The sequence below is a fragment of the Kocuria salina genome (genome assembly GCF_013368965.1).
Taxonomy (GTDB): Bacteria; Actinomycetota; Actinomycetes; order Actinomycetales; family Micrococcaceae; genus Kocuria; species Kocuria rosea.
Window position 1 is genome coordinate 343,614 of record NZ_SSSF01000003.1, and the last position, 14,981, is coordinate 358,594.

Below are 14,981 nucleotides of genomic sequence, written 5' to 3' on the forward strand. Positions count from 1 at the left end.
GTGGGGCGCCCGCCCGCGGCGGCGGCGTGGGCGCCCCCGGCGCTCAGGCGCCGATCCGCTGGCGCAGCTCGTCGAGCCGGGCCGCGACGGAACCGTCGATGACCTCCTCGCCGACCTGCACCTTGAGCCCGCCGAGCAGCGCCGGATCGACGTCCACGGTGAGCTTGAGGTCCTTGCCGTACAGCGAGTTCAGCTGCTGCTGCAGCCGGCCGCGCTGGTCCTCGGTCAGCGGTCGCGACGTGGTCACGTGCGCGATCCACCGCTGCCGGCGGGCCGCCACCTCCTCCGCGAAGCGCTCGACCAGACGGCCGACCAGGGCTCCGCGCGGCGAGAGCACGGCCTGCTCCACGAGGAGCAGTGCCTCGTCCGAGGCGCCCGGGGTCAGCCGGTGCGCCAGTCGCGTCTTGGCCTCGACCCCGGCGCGCTGGTCGCTGAGGGCGCGCTGCAGCTCGTGCGAGCCGTCCAGCACCCCCTTGAACGCGATCAGCTGGTCCACGACCTGCTCGAGGCCCTGGAGTCCGGCGCGGTTCTCGGCGGACGCCGCGGTGAGGGACACCCCGGCGTGCTCGAGGGCGTCGGCGAACTCGCGGTCGTCGCTCCAGCGCCGACCGGCGAGGTGCGCGACGATCTCCACGGCGTCCGGGGAGACCTTGTCGGCGAAGATCCGGCGCACGACCTGCTCGCGCCGCGGCCCCTCGTAGGAGGGGTCGGCCAGCGCGCGCCGCAGGGCGCCGTTCTCGTCGAGGATGGCGAGCACGGCGAACAGCTCACGGGCGAGCGCGGGGCTGGCGGAGCCGGCCCAGCGCTCGACCTCACGAGCGCTCTGCTGGGTGAATTCGTTCGCTGCGTCTGCCATTACCGCGCCGCACCTGCGTTCCGCTCCTGCTCCTGCTCGAGGTCGGCGAGGAAACGGTCGACGACCCGGTTGGACCGGGCGTCGTCGTCGAGGGACTCGCCCACGATCTTCGCCGCGAGCGTGGTCGCCAGGGCGCCCACCTCGTTGCGCAGGGAGACCACGGCCGCCGAGCGCTCCGCCTCGATGGTGCGGTGGGCATTCTCGGTGATGCGCGCCGACTCGGCGTTCGCCCGGTCCTTGAAGTCCGCGAGGATCTTCTCCCCCTCGAGGCGGGCCTCCTCGCGGATCTTCTGAGCTTCCAGGCGCGCGCTCTCGAGCTGCTGGTTGTACTCGTCGCGGGCGGCGGCGGCCTCGGCCTGCGCGGCCTTCGCCTTGGCCAGGCCACCTTCGATGGCCTCGGTGCGCTCACGGTAGACCCGCTCGAACGCCGGCACGACGAACTTGACGACGAGGAAGAGCAGGATCAGGAACCCGATGCCGGTGATCAGCATTTCCCAGACGTTGGGGAAGAGGGGGTTCGCCCCTTCCTCGGCTGCCAGCAACAGTGTCATGTGCGCGATTCCTGTTCTCTCAGAAGGACGTGTACTTGGTCAGGCACTCAGGCGATGAACGCGAGCACGAAGCCCAGAATCGCGAGGGCCTCGACCACGGCGAAGCCGAAGAACAGCATCGGCTGGAGCACGCGCTGCGACTCGGGCTGGCGGGCGACGGACTGCATGTACGCGGCGAAGATCAGACCCACGCCGATGCCACCGCCGATGGCAGCCAGACCGTAACCAATAGCGCTGAGCGAACCAGTCATGAGGGGTATTTCCTTTCTAGGTGCCCGGGGGCCGGGCGTCGTAGCCGTGTCGGCTCTGAACATTTCGAGGATGGACTGCGGGGTCCGGCCGGGGCCGGGGCTACTCCACCGGCGTCAGTGGCCCTCTTGCAGGGCACCCTGGACGTACACGGCGAAGAGGAGGGTGAAGATGTAGGCCTGGAGGACCTGGATCAGGATCTCCAGGAAGTAGATGAACACGCCGAGCACGGTCGAGCCCAGGGCGACGACGCTGATGGCGCTGGCCTGGGAGAGCAGGTAGCCCGTCATGGACGCCGCGACCATCAGGGCGAGGTGACCGGCGAACATGGTGGCGAACACACGCAGGGCGTGCGTGACCGGGCGGATGATCAGGTTCGAGAGGAACTCGATCGGGATGAGGAAGATGTAGAGCAGCTTCGGGACGTCCGGCGGCATGGTCATCTTGCCCATGAAGCCGCCGAGGCCGTGGCGCTTGATGCCCATGAAGACCCAGGTGACGTAGGCGATGCCGGCCAGGACGTAGGCGGAGCCCGCGTGGGAGAGGGTCGGCAGCTGCAGCACCGGGATGGAGCCGAACAGGTTGTTCACCAGGATGAAGAAGAAGAACGTGAACAGCAGCGGGACGTAGGGGCGGAACTCCTTCTCACCGATGATGTCCCGGCCGAGGTGGTTGCGCACGAACCCGTAGCCGCTCTCCGCGAGGTACTGCGACTTCGACGGGACGAGCGCGTTGCGGCGGATGGCCCACATGAAGAAGCCGGCGATCAGGACGACCGACAGGAGGATCAGCAGCGTCTGCTTGCCGAACTCGAAGGTGCCCAGCGCGAAGAACGGCGGCAGGTGCATCTCCTCGACGGTCGGGGCGGTGAATCCTCCGGTGGCGGGGAGCCTGATGAGGGCGGCGTTCAATGCGGGTCCTTTCTGCAGTGCTCTGGCCGGTGGTCACGGTCGGGGCGCCGAGTCCGGGCCGGACTGGTGCGGGTTGTGTGGATCTCGCCCATCGGAGGTCAGGCTGCGACGCAACCCCTCCTGCATGTGGAGGTACACGACGTAGATCCCGGAGGCGGCGCCGATGCACGCTCCCAGGACCACGATCCACCGGGTTCCCAGCACGCGATCCGCACCCCACCCTACCAAACTCCAGAACCCCATCCCGATCACCACGTAGAGGAGTGTCGTGAGACCTCCGGAAAGCCCTCCGCCCTCCACGAGCTCCCCCGCGGTGCGCAGTCCGGGGCGCTCCCCGGGCCCGTCCTGCGGGGCCCCGGGGCCCTCCTCCGGCGGGGGCGTCCCGTCCGGGCGGGCCGGGTCGTCGCGGTCATCCGCGCTCATGGTCGTCCGTGCTCATGGTCGTCCTGCTTCCTGTCGTCCGGGGTCCTGCCGTCGCGCGTGCCGTCGCCGGCGGGGCCGGGTGCGCCCGGGCCGTCCGGGTGCTCGGCCGCTGCCCGCCGCCGGGCCTCCAGCACCGGCTCCAGGCTGGTGCGGGTGCCGCGGGCGCCGGCGCGGGCCGCGAGCGCCAGCGAGACGACGAGCGCGGCCAGCACCCCGGCCGCGCCCCAGCCCGGGACCAGCCAGCCGGGGGCCGGCACGGTGAGCAGGACCCAGCCGAGCAGGAGCACCTTCAGCACGTACGTCGCGGCGAGCACGGGGGCGGCGACCGGCCCGTCCGTCCCGGCGGTGGCCCGCGCCACGAGCACGGTCACCAGGTGGCTCGCGGTGATCAGCCCCGCGCCGAGCAGGACGCTGAGCAGGGCCGCGCTCACGGGCGGGTCCCCGTCCGGGAGCGGACGCCCGCACGGCGCCCGAGCAGCGCGGGCAGCACCAGGTAGAGCGCGAGCACCGCCAGCACGAACGCGCCGGCCACGGCCGTGGCGACGGGCCCCGTGCGCAGGCCCACGACCGAGGCGACGCTGACGAGGACGGTCGCGGCCGTGACGACGAGCGCGGAGCCCGTGTGGGACAGGCCCACGTCGGTGAGCTGCTGGTAGACGTGCTGGCGGTGCGGCCGGTACCAGGCCTCCCCCGCGCGGACGCGGCGGAGCAGGGTCACGGAGGTGTCGGCCACGTAGACCGCGAGCGGGGGCAGGAGGTACTCGACGTAGACGCCGGAGAGGAAGGCCGCGACCGCGATGCCGGCCAGCGAGCCGCCCAGCAGGTAGGAGCCCACGTCGCCGAGGAACACGGTGCCGCGGCCGAGGTTCCAGGGCAGGAACCCGGCGAAGCCGCCCGCCACGGCCAGGCCGGCGGCGATCATCCACGGCAGGTCGTTGGAGGCGCCGGCCCAGGCGTACAGCAGCCCCGCGGCGAGGCCGTGCAGCCCCGAGATGCCGTTGATCCCGTCCATGAAGTTGGCCATGTTCACGTAGGCGGCGATCGCGAGGGTGCCCACGGGCAGCCACCAGGCGGAGGTGCCGAGGACCGCGACCAGGACGGCCGTGGCGGCCAGGCCGATGCCCAGCTGCGCGGCCAGGCGCGCCCGCACGGACACGCCCCGGTAGTCCTCGGCCCAGCCGAGGGCGGCGAACAGCCCGGTCACGGCCAGGACCACGAGCGCGACGGAGCGGTCGACCTCGATCGCGCCGGTGAGCAGGGCGGAGCCGTAGGCGGCGAGCACGGCGAGGGCCACGGCCAGGCCCATGCCCCGCACGACCGTGCGGTGGTGGGAGGAGCGCTCGTTGGGGACGTCGAGCACGCCCCACCGGGCGAGCAGCGGCTTGACGGCCAGGGGCAGCAGGAGGCTGAGCACGAGGGCAGGGACACCGACCGTGAGGACGAGCTCCCCGAGCCGGCGCAGCTCCTCCGGGTCGGGGGCGGCGCCCGGGTCGGTGAGGTCGAGCCCGGCGGGGAGCAGCACGATCGGGGCCGGGCTCACGACGCCCGCCCCGAGGAGCTGCGCGGGCGCTGGACCGACGTGGGCGGCGGCTGCGTGGACGGTCTGACGACGGGGATCGTGCCCGTGTAGACCATGCCGCCGCGCACCTTCCAGGTGTGCCGGTCCAGCTGGGCGGGGTCGAGGCGGTCGGCGCGCGCGTGGGAGATCTTGGGGTGGAAGGGCCGCTCGTCCTTCTCGCCGAGGCCGATCAGGTCCTCGTGCAGCTTCTCCCCCGGGCGCAGCCCGGTGATCTCGATCTCGATGTCCTCGCGCCCGCTCATCACGCGCAGCCGCTCGGCGATGTCCATGATCCGCACGGGCTCGCCCATGTCCAGGATCAGCACCTCGCCGCCGCGGGCGATCGCCCCCGCCTGGATCACGAGCTGGCAGGCCTCCGGGATGGTCATGAAGTAGCGGGTGGCCTCCGCGTGCGTCACCGTGATCGGGCCGCCCTGCCGGATCTGCTCGGTGAAGAGGGGGAGCATCGAGCCCCGGGAGCCGAAGACGTTGCCGAAGCGCACCGAGACGTACCGGCGCCCGGTGCGGTCCGCCATCCACGCGGTGAGCTTCTCGGCGACGCGCTTGGAGTGGCCCAGGGCCGTGGTGGGGTTGGCGGCCTTGTCGGTCGAGATGTTGACGAAGACCTCGACCTCCGCCTCCTCCGCGGCCTGCAGCACGTTGAGGGTGCCGACGACGTTGGTCTTCCACGCCTCGTCCGGGTACTGCTCGAGCAGGGACACGTGCTTGAGGGCGGCCGCGTGGAAGACCACCTGGGGGCGGCGGTCGCGGAAGATCGCCCCGACGGACTCCGGGTCGCGGATGTCGGCGAGGACGGTGTCGCGGCCGTCGAGCAGGCCGCGCCCCGTGATGGAGATCTGGGTGCCCTGCAGCGCGGACTCGTCGCGGTCCACCATGATCAGCTCGGCGGGCTCGAAGCCGACGAGCTGGCGGCACAGCTCGGAGCCGATGGAGCCGCCGGCGCCGGTCACCAGGACGCGGCGGCCCTTCACGTAGCCGGCGATCTCCTCGACGTCGATGTCGACGGGGCGGCGGCCGATGAGGTCCTCCATGCTGATGTCCCGGAAGTCCGCGCCCTGGTGCTTGGCGGTGAGCACCTCGCCGAGCGGGGGCATGGTCATGACCCGGATCCCGGTGCCGGCCACGGCGTCCGCGACCCGGTGCATGATCCGGGGGTCCGCGCCGGACATCGCCACGATCAGCACCGAGGCGCGGGTGCGGGCCATGACGTCGCGGAGGTCGTGCAGGGTGCCGAGCACGGGCACGGAGGAGATCCGCAGGTGCTTCTTGGCGGGGTCGTCGTCGAGCAGGGCCACGGGCAGGAACTCCGAGTGCGGGTCCTGCATCATCCGCTGGATGAGGAAGGTCCCGAGGTAGCCGGCGCCGTAGACCACCACGTGCTGGGCGGAGGCGCCCGGACGGGCGGAGGCCTCCTGGTACATCCGCTTGAGGTAGCGGAAGGCGGCCATGAACAGGCACGCGAAGGGGAACGCGATGAGGGCGGTGGAGCGCGGGATGCCGATGCTCGTGCCCACCACCAGGAGCAGCACCTGGACCACGGCCGTGACGATGAGGGTGACCACCACGAGGAGCTTGGCCTCGTCGAAGCTGCCGAAGGAGTACCGCCCCTTGTACAGGGCGAAGGAGAAGCCGACGACGAGCTGGGCGGCCACGGCCACGAGGGACACCAGCAGCAGCCCGGGGGCGCTGATGAACTGGAGCTCCATCTCGTAGCGCAGCACCAGGGCGAGCACGAGGGCCACGACCCAGGCGACGGAGTCCAGCAGCATCTGGATCCACAGCCACGCCACGGGCCTGTCCTGCGGGGCGCCGCGGGGCGGGAACCCCGCGGCGGGACCCCCGGGGGGCACCGCCGTGCCGGCGGTGCGCTCGGGCGAACCACTCATCGCAGAAGTTCCTTTCGTGGTCGGTGCCGGAGCCGGGGGGCCGGGCGGGGATGGTGCCGGTGCGGGACGGTCAGGGGCGGGGTGCGCCGACCATGGCCCGGTAGGCCAGCTCCCGGAGCCGGGTGGGGACGAACCGGTAGCCGCCGCGCACCACCACGTTGCGCACCCATTGTAGGAACCCGACGTGGCCGATCCCGCGCAGGCGGGCCTGGAGGGCGAGCTCCGCGCGGAGCACGCGCCATCCGCCGCGCCGCTCGTAGGAGCCCGCCGAGACCCGGTAGCCGACCAGCGGTTCGGCCACGTTGCGCACGTCGGCGCCCGCGCGCAGCATCCGCACCCACAGCCAGTAGTCCTCGGCCAGGGGCACGTGCTCGTAGCCGCCGGCCGCCCGCACCGCCGAGCGCCGGAACACCACCGTCGGGTGGCTCACGGGGTTGCGGCGCCGGGAGACGGAGAGGATGTCCCGCTCCCCCACCGGTGCGCGGCGCAGGGCGATCGGGGTCCGCTCGTCGTCGCCGATCTCGTGCATCGACGAGCCCACCAGGTCGGCCCCGGCCTCGATCACGGGCAGCTGCACCGCGAAGCGGCGGGGGTAGGAGACGTCGTCGGCGTCGGCGCGGGCCACCACGTCGTGCCGGCACCGGTCCAGGCCGGCGGTGAGCGCCGCGGTGAGGCCCTCGTTGCGCTCCAGGTCGACCCGCACCACGGGCACGGGGAGCTCGCGCACCAGGCGGTCCAGCTCGGCCTCCAGCGCCGCGGGGACGGGGCCGTCCCGCACGACGACGAGCTCGGCGGGCCGGCGCCGCTGCTCGACGGTGGCCGACTCGGCCGCCCGGCGCACCCGCTCCGCGGTGTCGGCGCGGTAGACGGGCATGAGCACGGAGAACTCGAGCGGGGGGTGCGGGCTCACGGGGTCACCGCGGCCCGCCGAAGCCGCGGCCGCGCATCCCGCCGGCGTAGCGGCTCGCCCAGGACGCGAGACCGCGCACGTCCCGCCGGCGGAGGTAGAAGAGGGGGTAGCCGACGAGGTCGGCCCCGAGCTGGACGACCCGCTTGTACCGCCACGTGGTCCAGCCCCGGTTGCGGAAGAAGTGCTCGCGCTTGAACTCCGTCCCGGGCACCACGACCTTGAGCCGGCCGGGGACCACGACGTGCTCCTCGTCCCAGCCCGGCGGGTGCGCCACGGCGGTGCGGGTGGTGGTGCCGAAGGGCAGCCCGGAGCGGCGCAGCCGCACCAGGAAGTCGACCTCGTCGCCGCGCAGGAAGAGCTTGAGGTCCGGCAGCCCGACCGTGAAGAAGACGTGCTCGGCCATCAGGGCGCCGTTGAAGAAGGTGGCGTAGCCGGGCAGGAAGCCGAGCGGCTCCAGGTCCGCCCGGGAGTGGGTGATCCGCCCCTCGAGGCGGTAGGAGAAGGCCAGCGCGCCGTGGTCCTGGGGTGCCACGACGAGCGGGGAGACGACCGACAGCTCCCGCCGCGCGGCCTCCTGCAGGAGGATCTCGAGGCAGTCGGGGCCCTCCGGGTGGGCGTCGTCGTCCATGAGCCACACCCGGTCGGCACCGGTGGCGAGCGCGGTCAGGATCGCGAGGGAGAACCCGCCGGCCCCGCCCAGGTTGGCGAGGGAGCGCACGAGCTCGAGCGCGAACCGGCCGCCGATCGCCTCCTCGAGCACCTCCCGCGGCAGCGCCTCGCGCCCCGCGTCGACGAGGCACAGGGAGGCGATGGGGACCGTCTGCTCCCGCAGCGCGGCGACGAGCGCGAGGACGTCCTCGTGCCGGTCCTGGGTCACGCAGGCCACCGCCACCGTGGGGGTGGGCGTGGGGTCGGACGGCATGCGGCTCCTCCAGGGGGTGACGGGCTGTGCGGTGACGGGCAGTGCGGGAACGGGTGCGGGGTCCGGCACGGTGCCGCGGGCGGGCGGCGGAACGTGCCGAGTCTAGCAAGCGGCGCCCGGACGGCCGGGCCGGCGGGCCGCGTCGCCCCGCCCCGGCGGTGGGCCGGTCTGTACGATGAGCGCAGGAATCCGGGCCCGGACGACGGCGACCGGAAGCGACCGGCAGAGAGGAAGCACCGTGACATCGACGACGTGGGCAGTCCTGGGAGCGACGGGGTTCGTGGGTTCCGCGACCGTGGCCCGGCTGCAGGCGGACGGCCAGACGGTGGTCCCGGTCTCCGCGCCGCGGCTGGGGTCCGGGGCGCGCACGGTCCACCACCTGCTCCAGCAGGCCGGCCGGCTCGAGTCCGTCATCGACTACCTCGCCGAGTCCTTCGCCGGTGCCCACGTGGTCGTCAACGCGGCGGGCCTGGCGGCCCCGGACCAGACGCACGAGGAGTCCCTCGTGGGGGCGAACGCGCTGCTGCCGGTGCTCGTGGCGCTCGCGGCGCGCCGCACGAGCGTGCGCCGGATCGTGCACGTCAGCTCCGCGGCCGTCCAGGGCGACGTCGACGTCCTCGACGAGACGCCCACGGTCCGGCCGTTCTCCCCCTACTCCTTCTCCAAGGCCCTGGGCGAGAGCGCGCTCCTGAAGCTGCGCCGCGACTGGGCGGGCGAGGACGGAGCACCCGCGATCACGGTGCTGCGCGCGACCTCGGTGCAGGGCTCCGGCCGGCGCACCACCGCGCGGCTGGCCCGCTTCGCGTCCTCGCCGCTGAGCTCGGTGGCCGGCGACGGCGGCGCGCCCACCCCGGTGACGTCCGTGCACGCCCTGGCCGAGTTCGTCTCCCGGGTCGGGCGCCACGGGGAGGCGCTGCCGCCGGTCGTGCTGCAGCCCTGGGAGGGCGCCACGACCGGCTCCATCCTGCGGGACGCGGGCCGCCGGGAGCCGCGCCACCTCCCCGTGCTGCTGTGCCGGCTCGTCGTGGACGCCGGGTTCGCGGTCTCGGCCCTGGCCGGGCACCGGTGGCACGGCGTGTTCCGCCGGCTCGAGGTCACCTGGTTCGGTCAGCGCCAGGTGCGCGGCTGGGCGGAGGAGCACGACGCGGTCCCCGAGCCGCGGATCAGCGAGGTCCTGCGCCAGGCGCACCTGGCCGCCGGCCGGGGCTGAGCCCCGCAGAGCTGCTCGGGGCCGCGCCGGGCCGCTCCCGGGACGGGCCTCAGGCCTCGCCGCTGCCCCGAGCCACGAGCCGGGCGGCCTCCTCGACCGGCAGCGGCCGCGGCTGCCCCGGCGCCCCGGGCCGCTGGACGCGCGTGCGGTCCTGGTCCACGGCCGGGCGAGCGCCCGCCGCGGAGCGCGCCACGAGCGCGGCGGCCAGTCCCTGCGCCGTCGCGGCCCGCGCCGGCCCGGGCGCCGGAGGCTGCCGGTCCGCGGGTGCGGCCGCGCCCGCCGGGTCGGCGGGCTCCGCCGCGGGCGGCACGGCCTCCGGATCGGGCTCGCTCACGGCGTGCGATCCCGAGGCCGCCGGGCGGCCGGCGCCGGGCTCCGCGGGTCCCGCACCCGGCGCGGGAGCGCTGTCGAGCTCCTCGTCGCCGTCCGCCGGCACCACCGAGGGCACCACCGAGCGCAGCCGGGCCAGGCTCACGGTGCCGTGGCGCACCAGCAGCGGGGTCTCCCCCGTGCAGTCCACGATCGTGGAGGGGACCGGGTCCCGGTCGGCGGGTCCGCCGACCGGCCGCGGGCCGCCGTCCAGGTAGAGCTCCACGGAGTCCCCGAGCATGTCCACCGCGGCCCCGGCCGTCGAGGCGGCCGGGTGGCCGGTGCGGTTGGCCGAGGACACGGCCAGCGGGCCGCTCTCGATGAGCAGCGCCTGGGCGAGCTCGTCGTCGGGCACCCGCAGGGCCACGGTCCCGTGGGTCTCCCCCAGGTCCCAGCCCAGCGAGGGGTGGGAGTGGAAGATCAGGGTCAGGCCGCCGGGCCAGAAGGCCCGGGCCAGCGCGCGGGCGTCGTCGGAGACCTCGTCGGCCAGGCCGTCGAGCACCCCGGCGTGGGCGATGAGCACGGGCGGGGGCATGGCCCGGGACCGGCCCTTGGCGGCGAGCAGGGTCGCGACGCCCCGGGCGGAGAACGCATTGGCCCCGATCCCGTAGACGGTGTCGGTGGGCAGAACCACGCACGCGTCGGCCGCGAGGGCGCGCGCGGCGTGCTTGAGCCCGGCGGTGCGCTGGGCGATGCTGCTGCAGTCGTAGACGGTGGAGTTCACGGCGTCCATTCTCCCATTCCGGTCGTGCGGGCACGGCCCTGGAGGGGCGTCCGGCCGGCCGTGGCCCGGTCCCGGCCCGTCAGGTCCTGGTGGCCCTCGACGTCCTCGAGGCCCGCGGCGCGGAAGGCGTGCGCCACGGCGCGGGCCTGCACCTCGGCGTGCTCCATGACGAAGAACCCCCCGGGGCGCAGCAGCCGCAGGGCCGAGGCCAGGGCCGCCCGCGGGAGCTCGAGCCCGTCCTCTCCGCCCCCGTACAGGGCGAGGTCGGGGTCGTGCTCCCGGGCCTCCGGCTCGCGCGGGACCGCGTCCGCGGGGATGTACGGCGGATTGGAGACCACCACGTCGCAGCGCCCCTCGAGCTCCGGGAACGCGGTGCGCAGGTCGCCCCGGACGAGCTCCGCGCGCGTCCCGCGCAGGTTCTCGGCCGCCCAGGCGTGGGCGGTCCCGGACAGCTCCACGGCGTGCACGCGGGCCTGCGGCACCTCGTGGGCCACCGAGGCGGCGATCGCCCCGGAGCCCGTGCCCAGGTCCACCACGTGCGGGCGGTGCACGCCCGCGGCCAGCTGCTCGCGCAGCTCGTCGACCACGGCCTGCACCACGGTCTCCGTCTCGGGCCGGGGCACGAACACCCCGGGCCCGACCGCCAGCGTCAGGTAACGGAAGTGGGCGACGCCCGTGAGGTGCTGCAGCGGGATCCGGCGGGCGCGCTCGGCCACGAGCTCCGCGTACCCCGCGGGCTCGTCCCCGCCGATGATGGCTCTCGCCTCGACCTCCCCCCGGGACAGCCCGGTGAGGTGGCCGGCGAGCAGCAGCGCGTCGGTGCGCGCGGAGTCGATCCCCGCCTCGGCGAGCACCTGCTCCGCCCAGCGCACCGCCTGGCCCAGTGACCTCGTCATCCCGGGGCCCCCGCTCAGCCGTCCTGCTGGCCGATGGCCTCGAGCTGGGCCTGCTCGTCCATCTCGATGGCCGAACGCACGACCGGCTCGAGGTCCCCCGCCATGACGTGGTCGAGGTTGTACGCCTTGTACCCGGTGCGGTGGTCGTTGATCCGGTTCTCGGGGAAGTTGTAGGTGCGGATCCGTTCCGACCGGTCCATGGTCCGGACCTGGGAGCGGCGCTGCGCGGCGTTGTCCGCGTCGATCTGCTCCTGCTGGTGGGCCAGGATGCGGGCGCGCAGCACCCGCATCGCGGCCTCGCGGTTCTGCAGCTGCGACTTCTCGTTCTGCATCGCCACCACGATGCCGGTGGGCAGGTGGGTGATGCGGACCGCGGAGTCCGTGGTGTTCACGGACTGGCCGCCGGGCCCCGAGGAGCGGTAGACGTCGATCTTCAGGTCGTTCTGGCTGATCTCGACCTCCTCGGGCTCGTCGACCTCCGGGAAGACGAGCACCGCCGCGGCGGAGGTGTGGATCCGGCCCTGCGACTCGGTGACGGGCACGCGCTGGACGCGGTGCACCCCGCCCTCGTACTTCAGCCGCGCCCACACGCCCTCGGCGGGGTCCGTGGCGTTCGACTTGATCGCCACCTGCACGTCCTTGTAGCCGCCCAGGTCGGAGTCGTTGGTCGAGATGAACTCGGTCTTCCAGCCGCGGGACTCCGCGTACTTGAGGTACATGCGCAGCAGGTCCCCGGCGAAGAGCGCGGACTCGTCGCCGCCCTCCCCCGCCTTGACCTCGAGGATCACGTTGCGCCCGTCGTCGGGGTCGCGCGGGACGAGCAGCCGGCGCAGCTTCTCGCGGGCCGCCGCGAGCTGCTCCTCGAGGGCCGGGATCTCCTCCGCGAACTCGGGCTCCTCGGCGGCGAGCTCGCGCGCCGCCCCCAGGTCCTCCTCGAGGCGGTGCACCCGGTGGTGGGCCTCGACGATGCCGTTGAGCTCGGCGTAGCGGCGCCCGAGCTTGCGCGCCCTGCCCTGCTCCGCGTGCACGGCGGGGTCGGCGAGCTGGCGCTGCAGCTCGGCGTGCTCGTCGAGCAGGGACTGGATGGGATCCGGCATGGGGCGCTCCTTCGGAGGCAGCGGAGAGGGTCGGGCGGTGGTGGGCACGACGACGCCGCCGCGGCCCCGTCCGGTCGAACCGGTCGGGGCCGCGGCGGCGGGGGCGTGCTAGCGGTCGCTCTCGGCGCGGGCCGACAGCGTGGTCTTCTGCACCTGGAGCAGGAACTCGGTGTTGGACTGGGTGTCCCGCAGCTTGTTCGTGAGCAGCTCGAGGGCCTGCTGCTGGTCGAGCCCGGAGAGGACGCGGCGCAGCTTCCACATGATCTTGATCTCGTCCGGGGAGAGGAGGTTCTCCTCGCGGCGGGTGCCCGAGGAGTTGACGTCCACGGCCGGGTAGATCCGCTTGTCCGCGAGCGAGCGGGACAGGCGCAGCTCCATGTTGCCGGTGCCCTTGAACTCCTCGAAGATGACCTCGTCCATCTTGGACCCGGTCTCCACGAGGGCGGTCGCGAGGATCGTGAGCGAGCCGCCGTTCTCGATGTTGCGGGCCGCCCCGAAGAACTTCTTCGGCGGGTACAGCGCCGCGGAGTCCACGCCGCCGGAGAGGATGCGGCCGGAGGCGGGGGCCGAGAGGTTGTAGGCACGGCCCAGGCGGGTCATGGAGTCCAGGAGGACCACCACGTCCATGCCCATCTCCACGAGCCGCTTGGCGCGCTCGATCGCGAGCTCGGCGACCGTGGTGTGGTCGTCCGCCGGGCGGTCGAAGGTCGAGGCGATGACCTCGCCCTTGACCGTGCGCTGCATGTCCGTGACCTCCTCGGGGCGCTCGTCGACGAGCACCATCATGAGGTGGACCTCGGGGTTGTTCGTGGTGATCGCGTTGGCGATCGCCTGCAGCATCAGCGTCTTGCCGGCCTTCGGCGGGGAGACGATCAGCCCGCGCTGGCCCTTGCCGATGGGGGCGACGAGGTCGACGACGCGGGGCCCGATCTTCTTGGGCTCCGTCTCGAGGCGCAGGCGCTCCTGCGGGTACAGCGGGATCAGCTTCCCGAAGTCCACGCGGTCCTTGTTCTCCTCGGTCTTCTTGCCGTTGACCGTGGTGAGCTGGACCAGCGCGTTGAACTTCTGCCGCGTGGCGTTCTGCTGCTCGCCGTCGCGGGGGGCGCGGATGGCGCCGACCACGGCGTCGCCCTTGCGCAGGTTGTGCTTCTTGACCTGGGCGAGGCTGACGTAGACGTCGTTCGGGCCGGGGAGGTAGCCGGAGGTGCGCACGAACGCGTAGTTGTCGAGCACGTCCAGGATGCCGGCGACGGGCAGCAGGACGTCGTCCTCGGTGAACTCCGTGTCGTCGACCTCGGGTCCGGTGCTGCGCCCGCGGCGGTTGCGCCGCTCGTTGCGCTCGGCGCGGTCGTTGCGGTCGCTGCGGTCCCGGTCGCGGTCGTTGCGGTTGCGGTTGCGGCGGCTGCGGCGGCTGCCGCCATCGTCCTGGCGGTTGTCCTGACCGCCCTTGTCCTGCCGGTTGTCCTGGCCGCCCTTGTCCTGGCGGCTGTCCTGGCGGTTGTCCTGGCCCTTGCCGTCCTGGGACTTCCCGCCCTCGGACCGGCCGTCGCGCCGGCCGCGGCCGTCGCCCCGGTCCTGGCCGCCCTTGTCCTGGCGGTTGTCCTGGCCCCGGTTGTCCTGGCCGCGGTTCTGGTTGCGGCTCCGGTCCTGCTTCGACTGGTCGTCGTCACGGCCCTCGGCCGAGGAGCGCGCCTCGTCGGTCTCCTGCCCGGAGTCCTGGCCGCCGTTGACCTGGCCGTTGTCGTCGCGGTTGCGGTTGCGGCGGCTGCGGTTGCGGTTGCGGCCGCCCTCGCCCTCGGCGCCGGAGGAGTCCTCGGCGGGAGCGGGGTGGTCGGCCGGCTGCTGCTCGGTGGCGCCCTGCGCCGCGCTCTGCTGGGCGGCGTCCTGCTGCTCGGAGCCCTGCTGCGCGGGGACGGACACCACACCGGTGCTCGTGGCGCGGCGGGAGCGCGAGCGCCGCTGCGGCTGGCCGCCGTCGGCGCCCTGCGCGGCGGAGGAGTCCTCGCCGGTCGTGGCGGCGGCCGGGGCGGTGCCCTGGTCGGCGCCGCCGTCGGCGGTCTTCTCGACCGTCTGCGCGATCTTCTGCTCGACGGCCTGGTCCCGGTCGGCGACGGCGCCGCCGCGCTGGTGGGCGGCGATCGCGTCGACCAGCAGGCTCTTGCGCATCCGGCGGGCGCCGGTGATCCCGAGCTGGGAGGCGAGCGCCTGCAGCTGGGCCAGCTTGAGCGCGGACAGTCCCGCGTTCCGGGGGTCGCTGGTGGTGGTCTCTTCCGTACCCGTGGAAAGGTCGGTGGTCTCGGTCACGAAGTGTCCTTCTCCCTCGGTGGGGGGCCCATGGATCTCAGAGTCCAGGACCGTGGATGGTTCCCGGCGGGCCGCGATCGCGGGCCGCCTGCGG

15 protein-coding genes are annotated in these 14,981 nt (G+C 73.7%); 1 reads left to right on the plus strand and 14 read right to left on the minus strand.

Features of this window, described 5'->3' with window-relative positions:
• Window positions 1-43: 43 nt before the first annotated feature.
• The 10 genes from E7Z53_RS08485 to E7Z53_RS08530 form a co-directional block, all read right to left on the minus strand.
• On the minus strand, window positions 44-856 hold the full coding sequence (locus tag E7Z53_RS08485; RefSeq protein ID WP_095651711.1) for a F0F1 ATP synthase subunit delta: 813 nt from the start codon (window positions 854-856) through the stop codon (window positions 44-46).
• Window positions 856-1,407 carry a F0F1 ATP synthase subunit B gene (locus E7Z53_RS08490; RefSeq protein ID WP_031282934.1) on the minus strand — a complete coding sequence of 184 codons (552 nt, stop codon included), beginning with the start codon at window positions 1,405-1,407 and terminating at the stop codon, window positions 856-858. Before E7Z53_RS08490 ends, E7Z53_RS08485 begins: the two co-directional genes overlap by 1 nt.
• A 47-nt stretch (window positions 1,408-1,454) precedes the next feature.
• Entirely contained in the window at window positions 1,455-1,658 is a 204-nt protein-coding gene (gene atpE / locus E7Z53_RS08495) for an ATP synthase F0 subunit C (RefSeq protein ID WP_017833261.1), read from the minus strand.
• A gap of 114 nt (window positions 1,659-1,772) precedes the next feature.
• Window positions 1,773-2,567 (minus strand): F0F1 ATP synthase subunit A, encoded by a 795-nt coding sequence (gene atpB, locus E7Z53_RS08500; RefSeq protein ID WP_017833262.1) that lies wholly within the window; start codon window positions 2,565-2,567, stop codon window positions 1,773-1,775.
• 33 nt (window positions 2,568-2,600) lie between these two features.
• The gene (locus tag E7Z53_RS20275) at window positions 2,601-2,990 is read right to left on the minus strand and encodes an AtpZ/AtpI family protein (protein ID WP_017833263.1); all 390 of its coding nucleotides are present in this window, start codon (window positions 2,988-2,990) and stop codon (window positions 2,601-2,603) included.
• Window positions 2,987-3,421, minus strand: coding sequence for a hypothetical protein (locus tag E7Z53_RS08510; protein ID WP_176337598.1), 435 nt, complete (start codon window positions 3,419-3,421; stop codon window positions 2,987-2,989). Before E7Z53_RS08510 ends, E7Z53_RS20275 begins: the two co-directional genes overlap by 4 nt.
• Complete coding sequence (locus E7Z53_RS08515; RefSeq protein ID WP_260987103.1) at window positions 3,418-4,530, minus strand: MraY family glycosyltransferase; 1,113 nt, start codon at window positions 4,528-4,530, stop codon at window positions 3,418-3,420. The genes E7Z53_RS08510 and E7Z53_RS08515 overlap by 4 nt, the downstream gene beginning before the upstream one ends.
• Window positions 4,527-6,455 (minus strand): polysaccharide biosynthesis protein, encoded by a 1,929-nt coding sequence (locus E7Z53_RS08520; protein ID WP_017833266.1) that lies wholly within the window; start codon window positions 6,453-6,455, stop codon window positions 4,527-4,529. The genes E7Z53_RS08515 and E7Z53_RS08520 overlap by 4 nt, the downstream gene beginning before the upstream one ends.
• Before the next feature lie 70 nt (window positions 6,456-6,525).
• Complete coding sequence (locus tag E7Z53_RS08525; protein WP_017833267.1) at window positions 6,526-7,365, minus strand: glycosyltransferase; 840 nt, start codon at window positions 7,363-7,365, stop codon at window positions 6,526-6,528.
• Window positions 7,366-7,369: 4 nt separating this feature from the next.
• Window positions 7,370-8,287 carry a glycosyltransferase gene (locus E7Z53_RS08530; RefSeq protein ID WP_035928850.1) on the minus strand — a complete coding sequence of 306 codons (918 nt, stop codon included), beginning with the start codon at window positions 8,285-8,287 and terminating at the stop codon, window positions 7,370-7,372.
• Between the two features lie 238 nt (window positions 8,288-8,525).
• On the opposite strand from E7Z53_RS08530, the gene E7Z53_RS08535 reads away from it, so the two are divergent.
• On the plus strand, window positions 8,526-9,497 hold the full coding sequence (locus E7Z53_RS08535; protein WP_031283606.1) for an NAD-dependent epimerase/dehydratase family protein: 972 nt from the start codon (window positions 8,526-8,528) through the stop codon (window positions 9,495-9,497).
• 49 nt (window positions 9,498-9,546) lie between these two features.
• Here E7Z53_RS08535 and E7Z53_RS20770 read toward each other — a convergent pair whose 3' ends face one another.
• The 4 genes from E7Z53_RS20770 to rho form a co-directional block, all read right to left on the minus strand.
• A complete protein-coding gene (locus tag E7Z53_RS20770) occupies window positions 9,547-10,590 on the minus strand; it encodes an L-threonylcarbamoyladenylate synthase (protein ID WP_306460802.1) in 1,044 nt (347 codons plus the stop codon).
• Window positions 10,587-11,486, minus strand: a complete 900-nt coding sequence (gene prmC / locus E7Z53_RS08545) for a peptide chain release factor N(5)-glutamine methyltransferase (protein WP_109222119.1) — start codon at window positions 11,484-11,486, stop codon at window positions 10,587-10,589. Before prmC ends, E7Z53_RS20770 begins: the two co-directional genes overlap by 4 nt.
• A 14-nt stretch (window positions 11,487-11,500) precedes the next feature.
• The gene (gene prfA, locus E7Z53_RS08550) at window positions 11,501-12,583 is read right to left on the minus strand and encodes a peptide chain release factor 1 (RefSeq protein ID WP_095651910.1); all 1,083 of its coding nucleotides are present in this window, start codon (window positions 12,581-12,583) and stop codon (window positions 11,501-11,503) included.
• A 108-nt stretch (window positions 12,584-12,691) separates the two neighbouring features.
• Window positions 12,692-14,887: a transcription termination factor Rho gene (rho, locus tag E7Z53_RS08555; RefSeq protein WP_176337599.1), complete on the minus strand. Its 2,196-nt coding sequence runs from the start codon at window positions 14,885-14,887 to the stop codon at window positions 12,692-12,694.
• Window positions 14,888-14,981: the final 94 nt, after the last annotated feature.

Excerpts from the sequence above, each read along its gene's own strand:
- prfA (WP_095651910.1), bottom strand. The coding sequence starts at position 12,583 with ATGCCGGATCCCATCCAGTCCCTGCTCGACGAGCACGCCGAGCTGCAG.
- prmC (WP_109222119.1), bottom strand. The coding sequence starts at position 11,486 with ATGACGAGGTCACTGGGCCAGGCGGTGCGCTGGGCGGAGCAGGTGCTC.
- E7Z53_RS08485 (WP_095651711.1), bottom strand. The coding sequence starts at position 856 with ATGGCAGACGCAGCGAACGAATTCACCCAGCAGAGCGCTCGTGAGGTC.
- atpE (WP_017833261.1), bottom strand. The coding sequence starts at position 1,658 with ATGACTGGTTCGCTCAGCGCTATTGGTTACGGTCTGGCTGCCATCGGC.
- E7Z53_RS20275 (WP_017833263.1), bottom strand. The coding sequence starts at position 2,990 with ATGAGCGCGGATGACCGCGACGACCCGGCCCGCCCGGACGGGACGCCC.
- E7Z53_RS08530 (WP_035928850.1), bottom strand. The coding sequence starts at position 8,287 with ATGCCGTCCGACCCCACGCCCACCCCCACGGTGGCGGTGGCCTGCGTG.
- E7Z53_RS08520 (WP_017833266.1), bottom strand. The coding sequence starts at position 6,455 with ATGAGTGGTTCGCCCGAGCGCACCGCCGGCACGGCGGTGCCCCCCGGG.
- E7Z53_RS08490 (WP_031282934.1), bottom strand. The coding sequence starts at position 1,407 with ATGACACTGTTGCTGGCAGCCGAGGAAGGGGCGAACCCCCTCTTCCCC.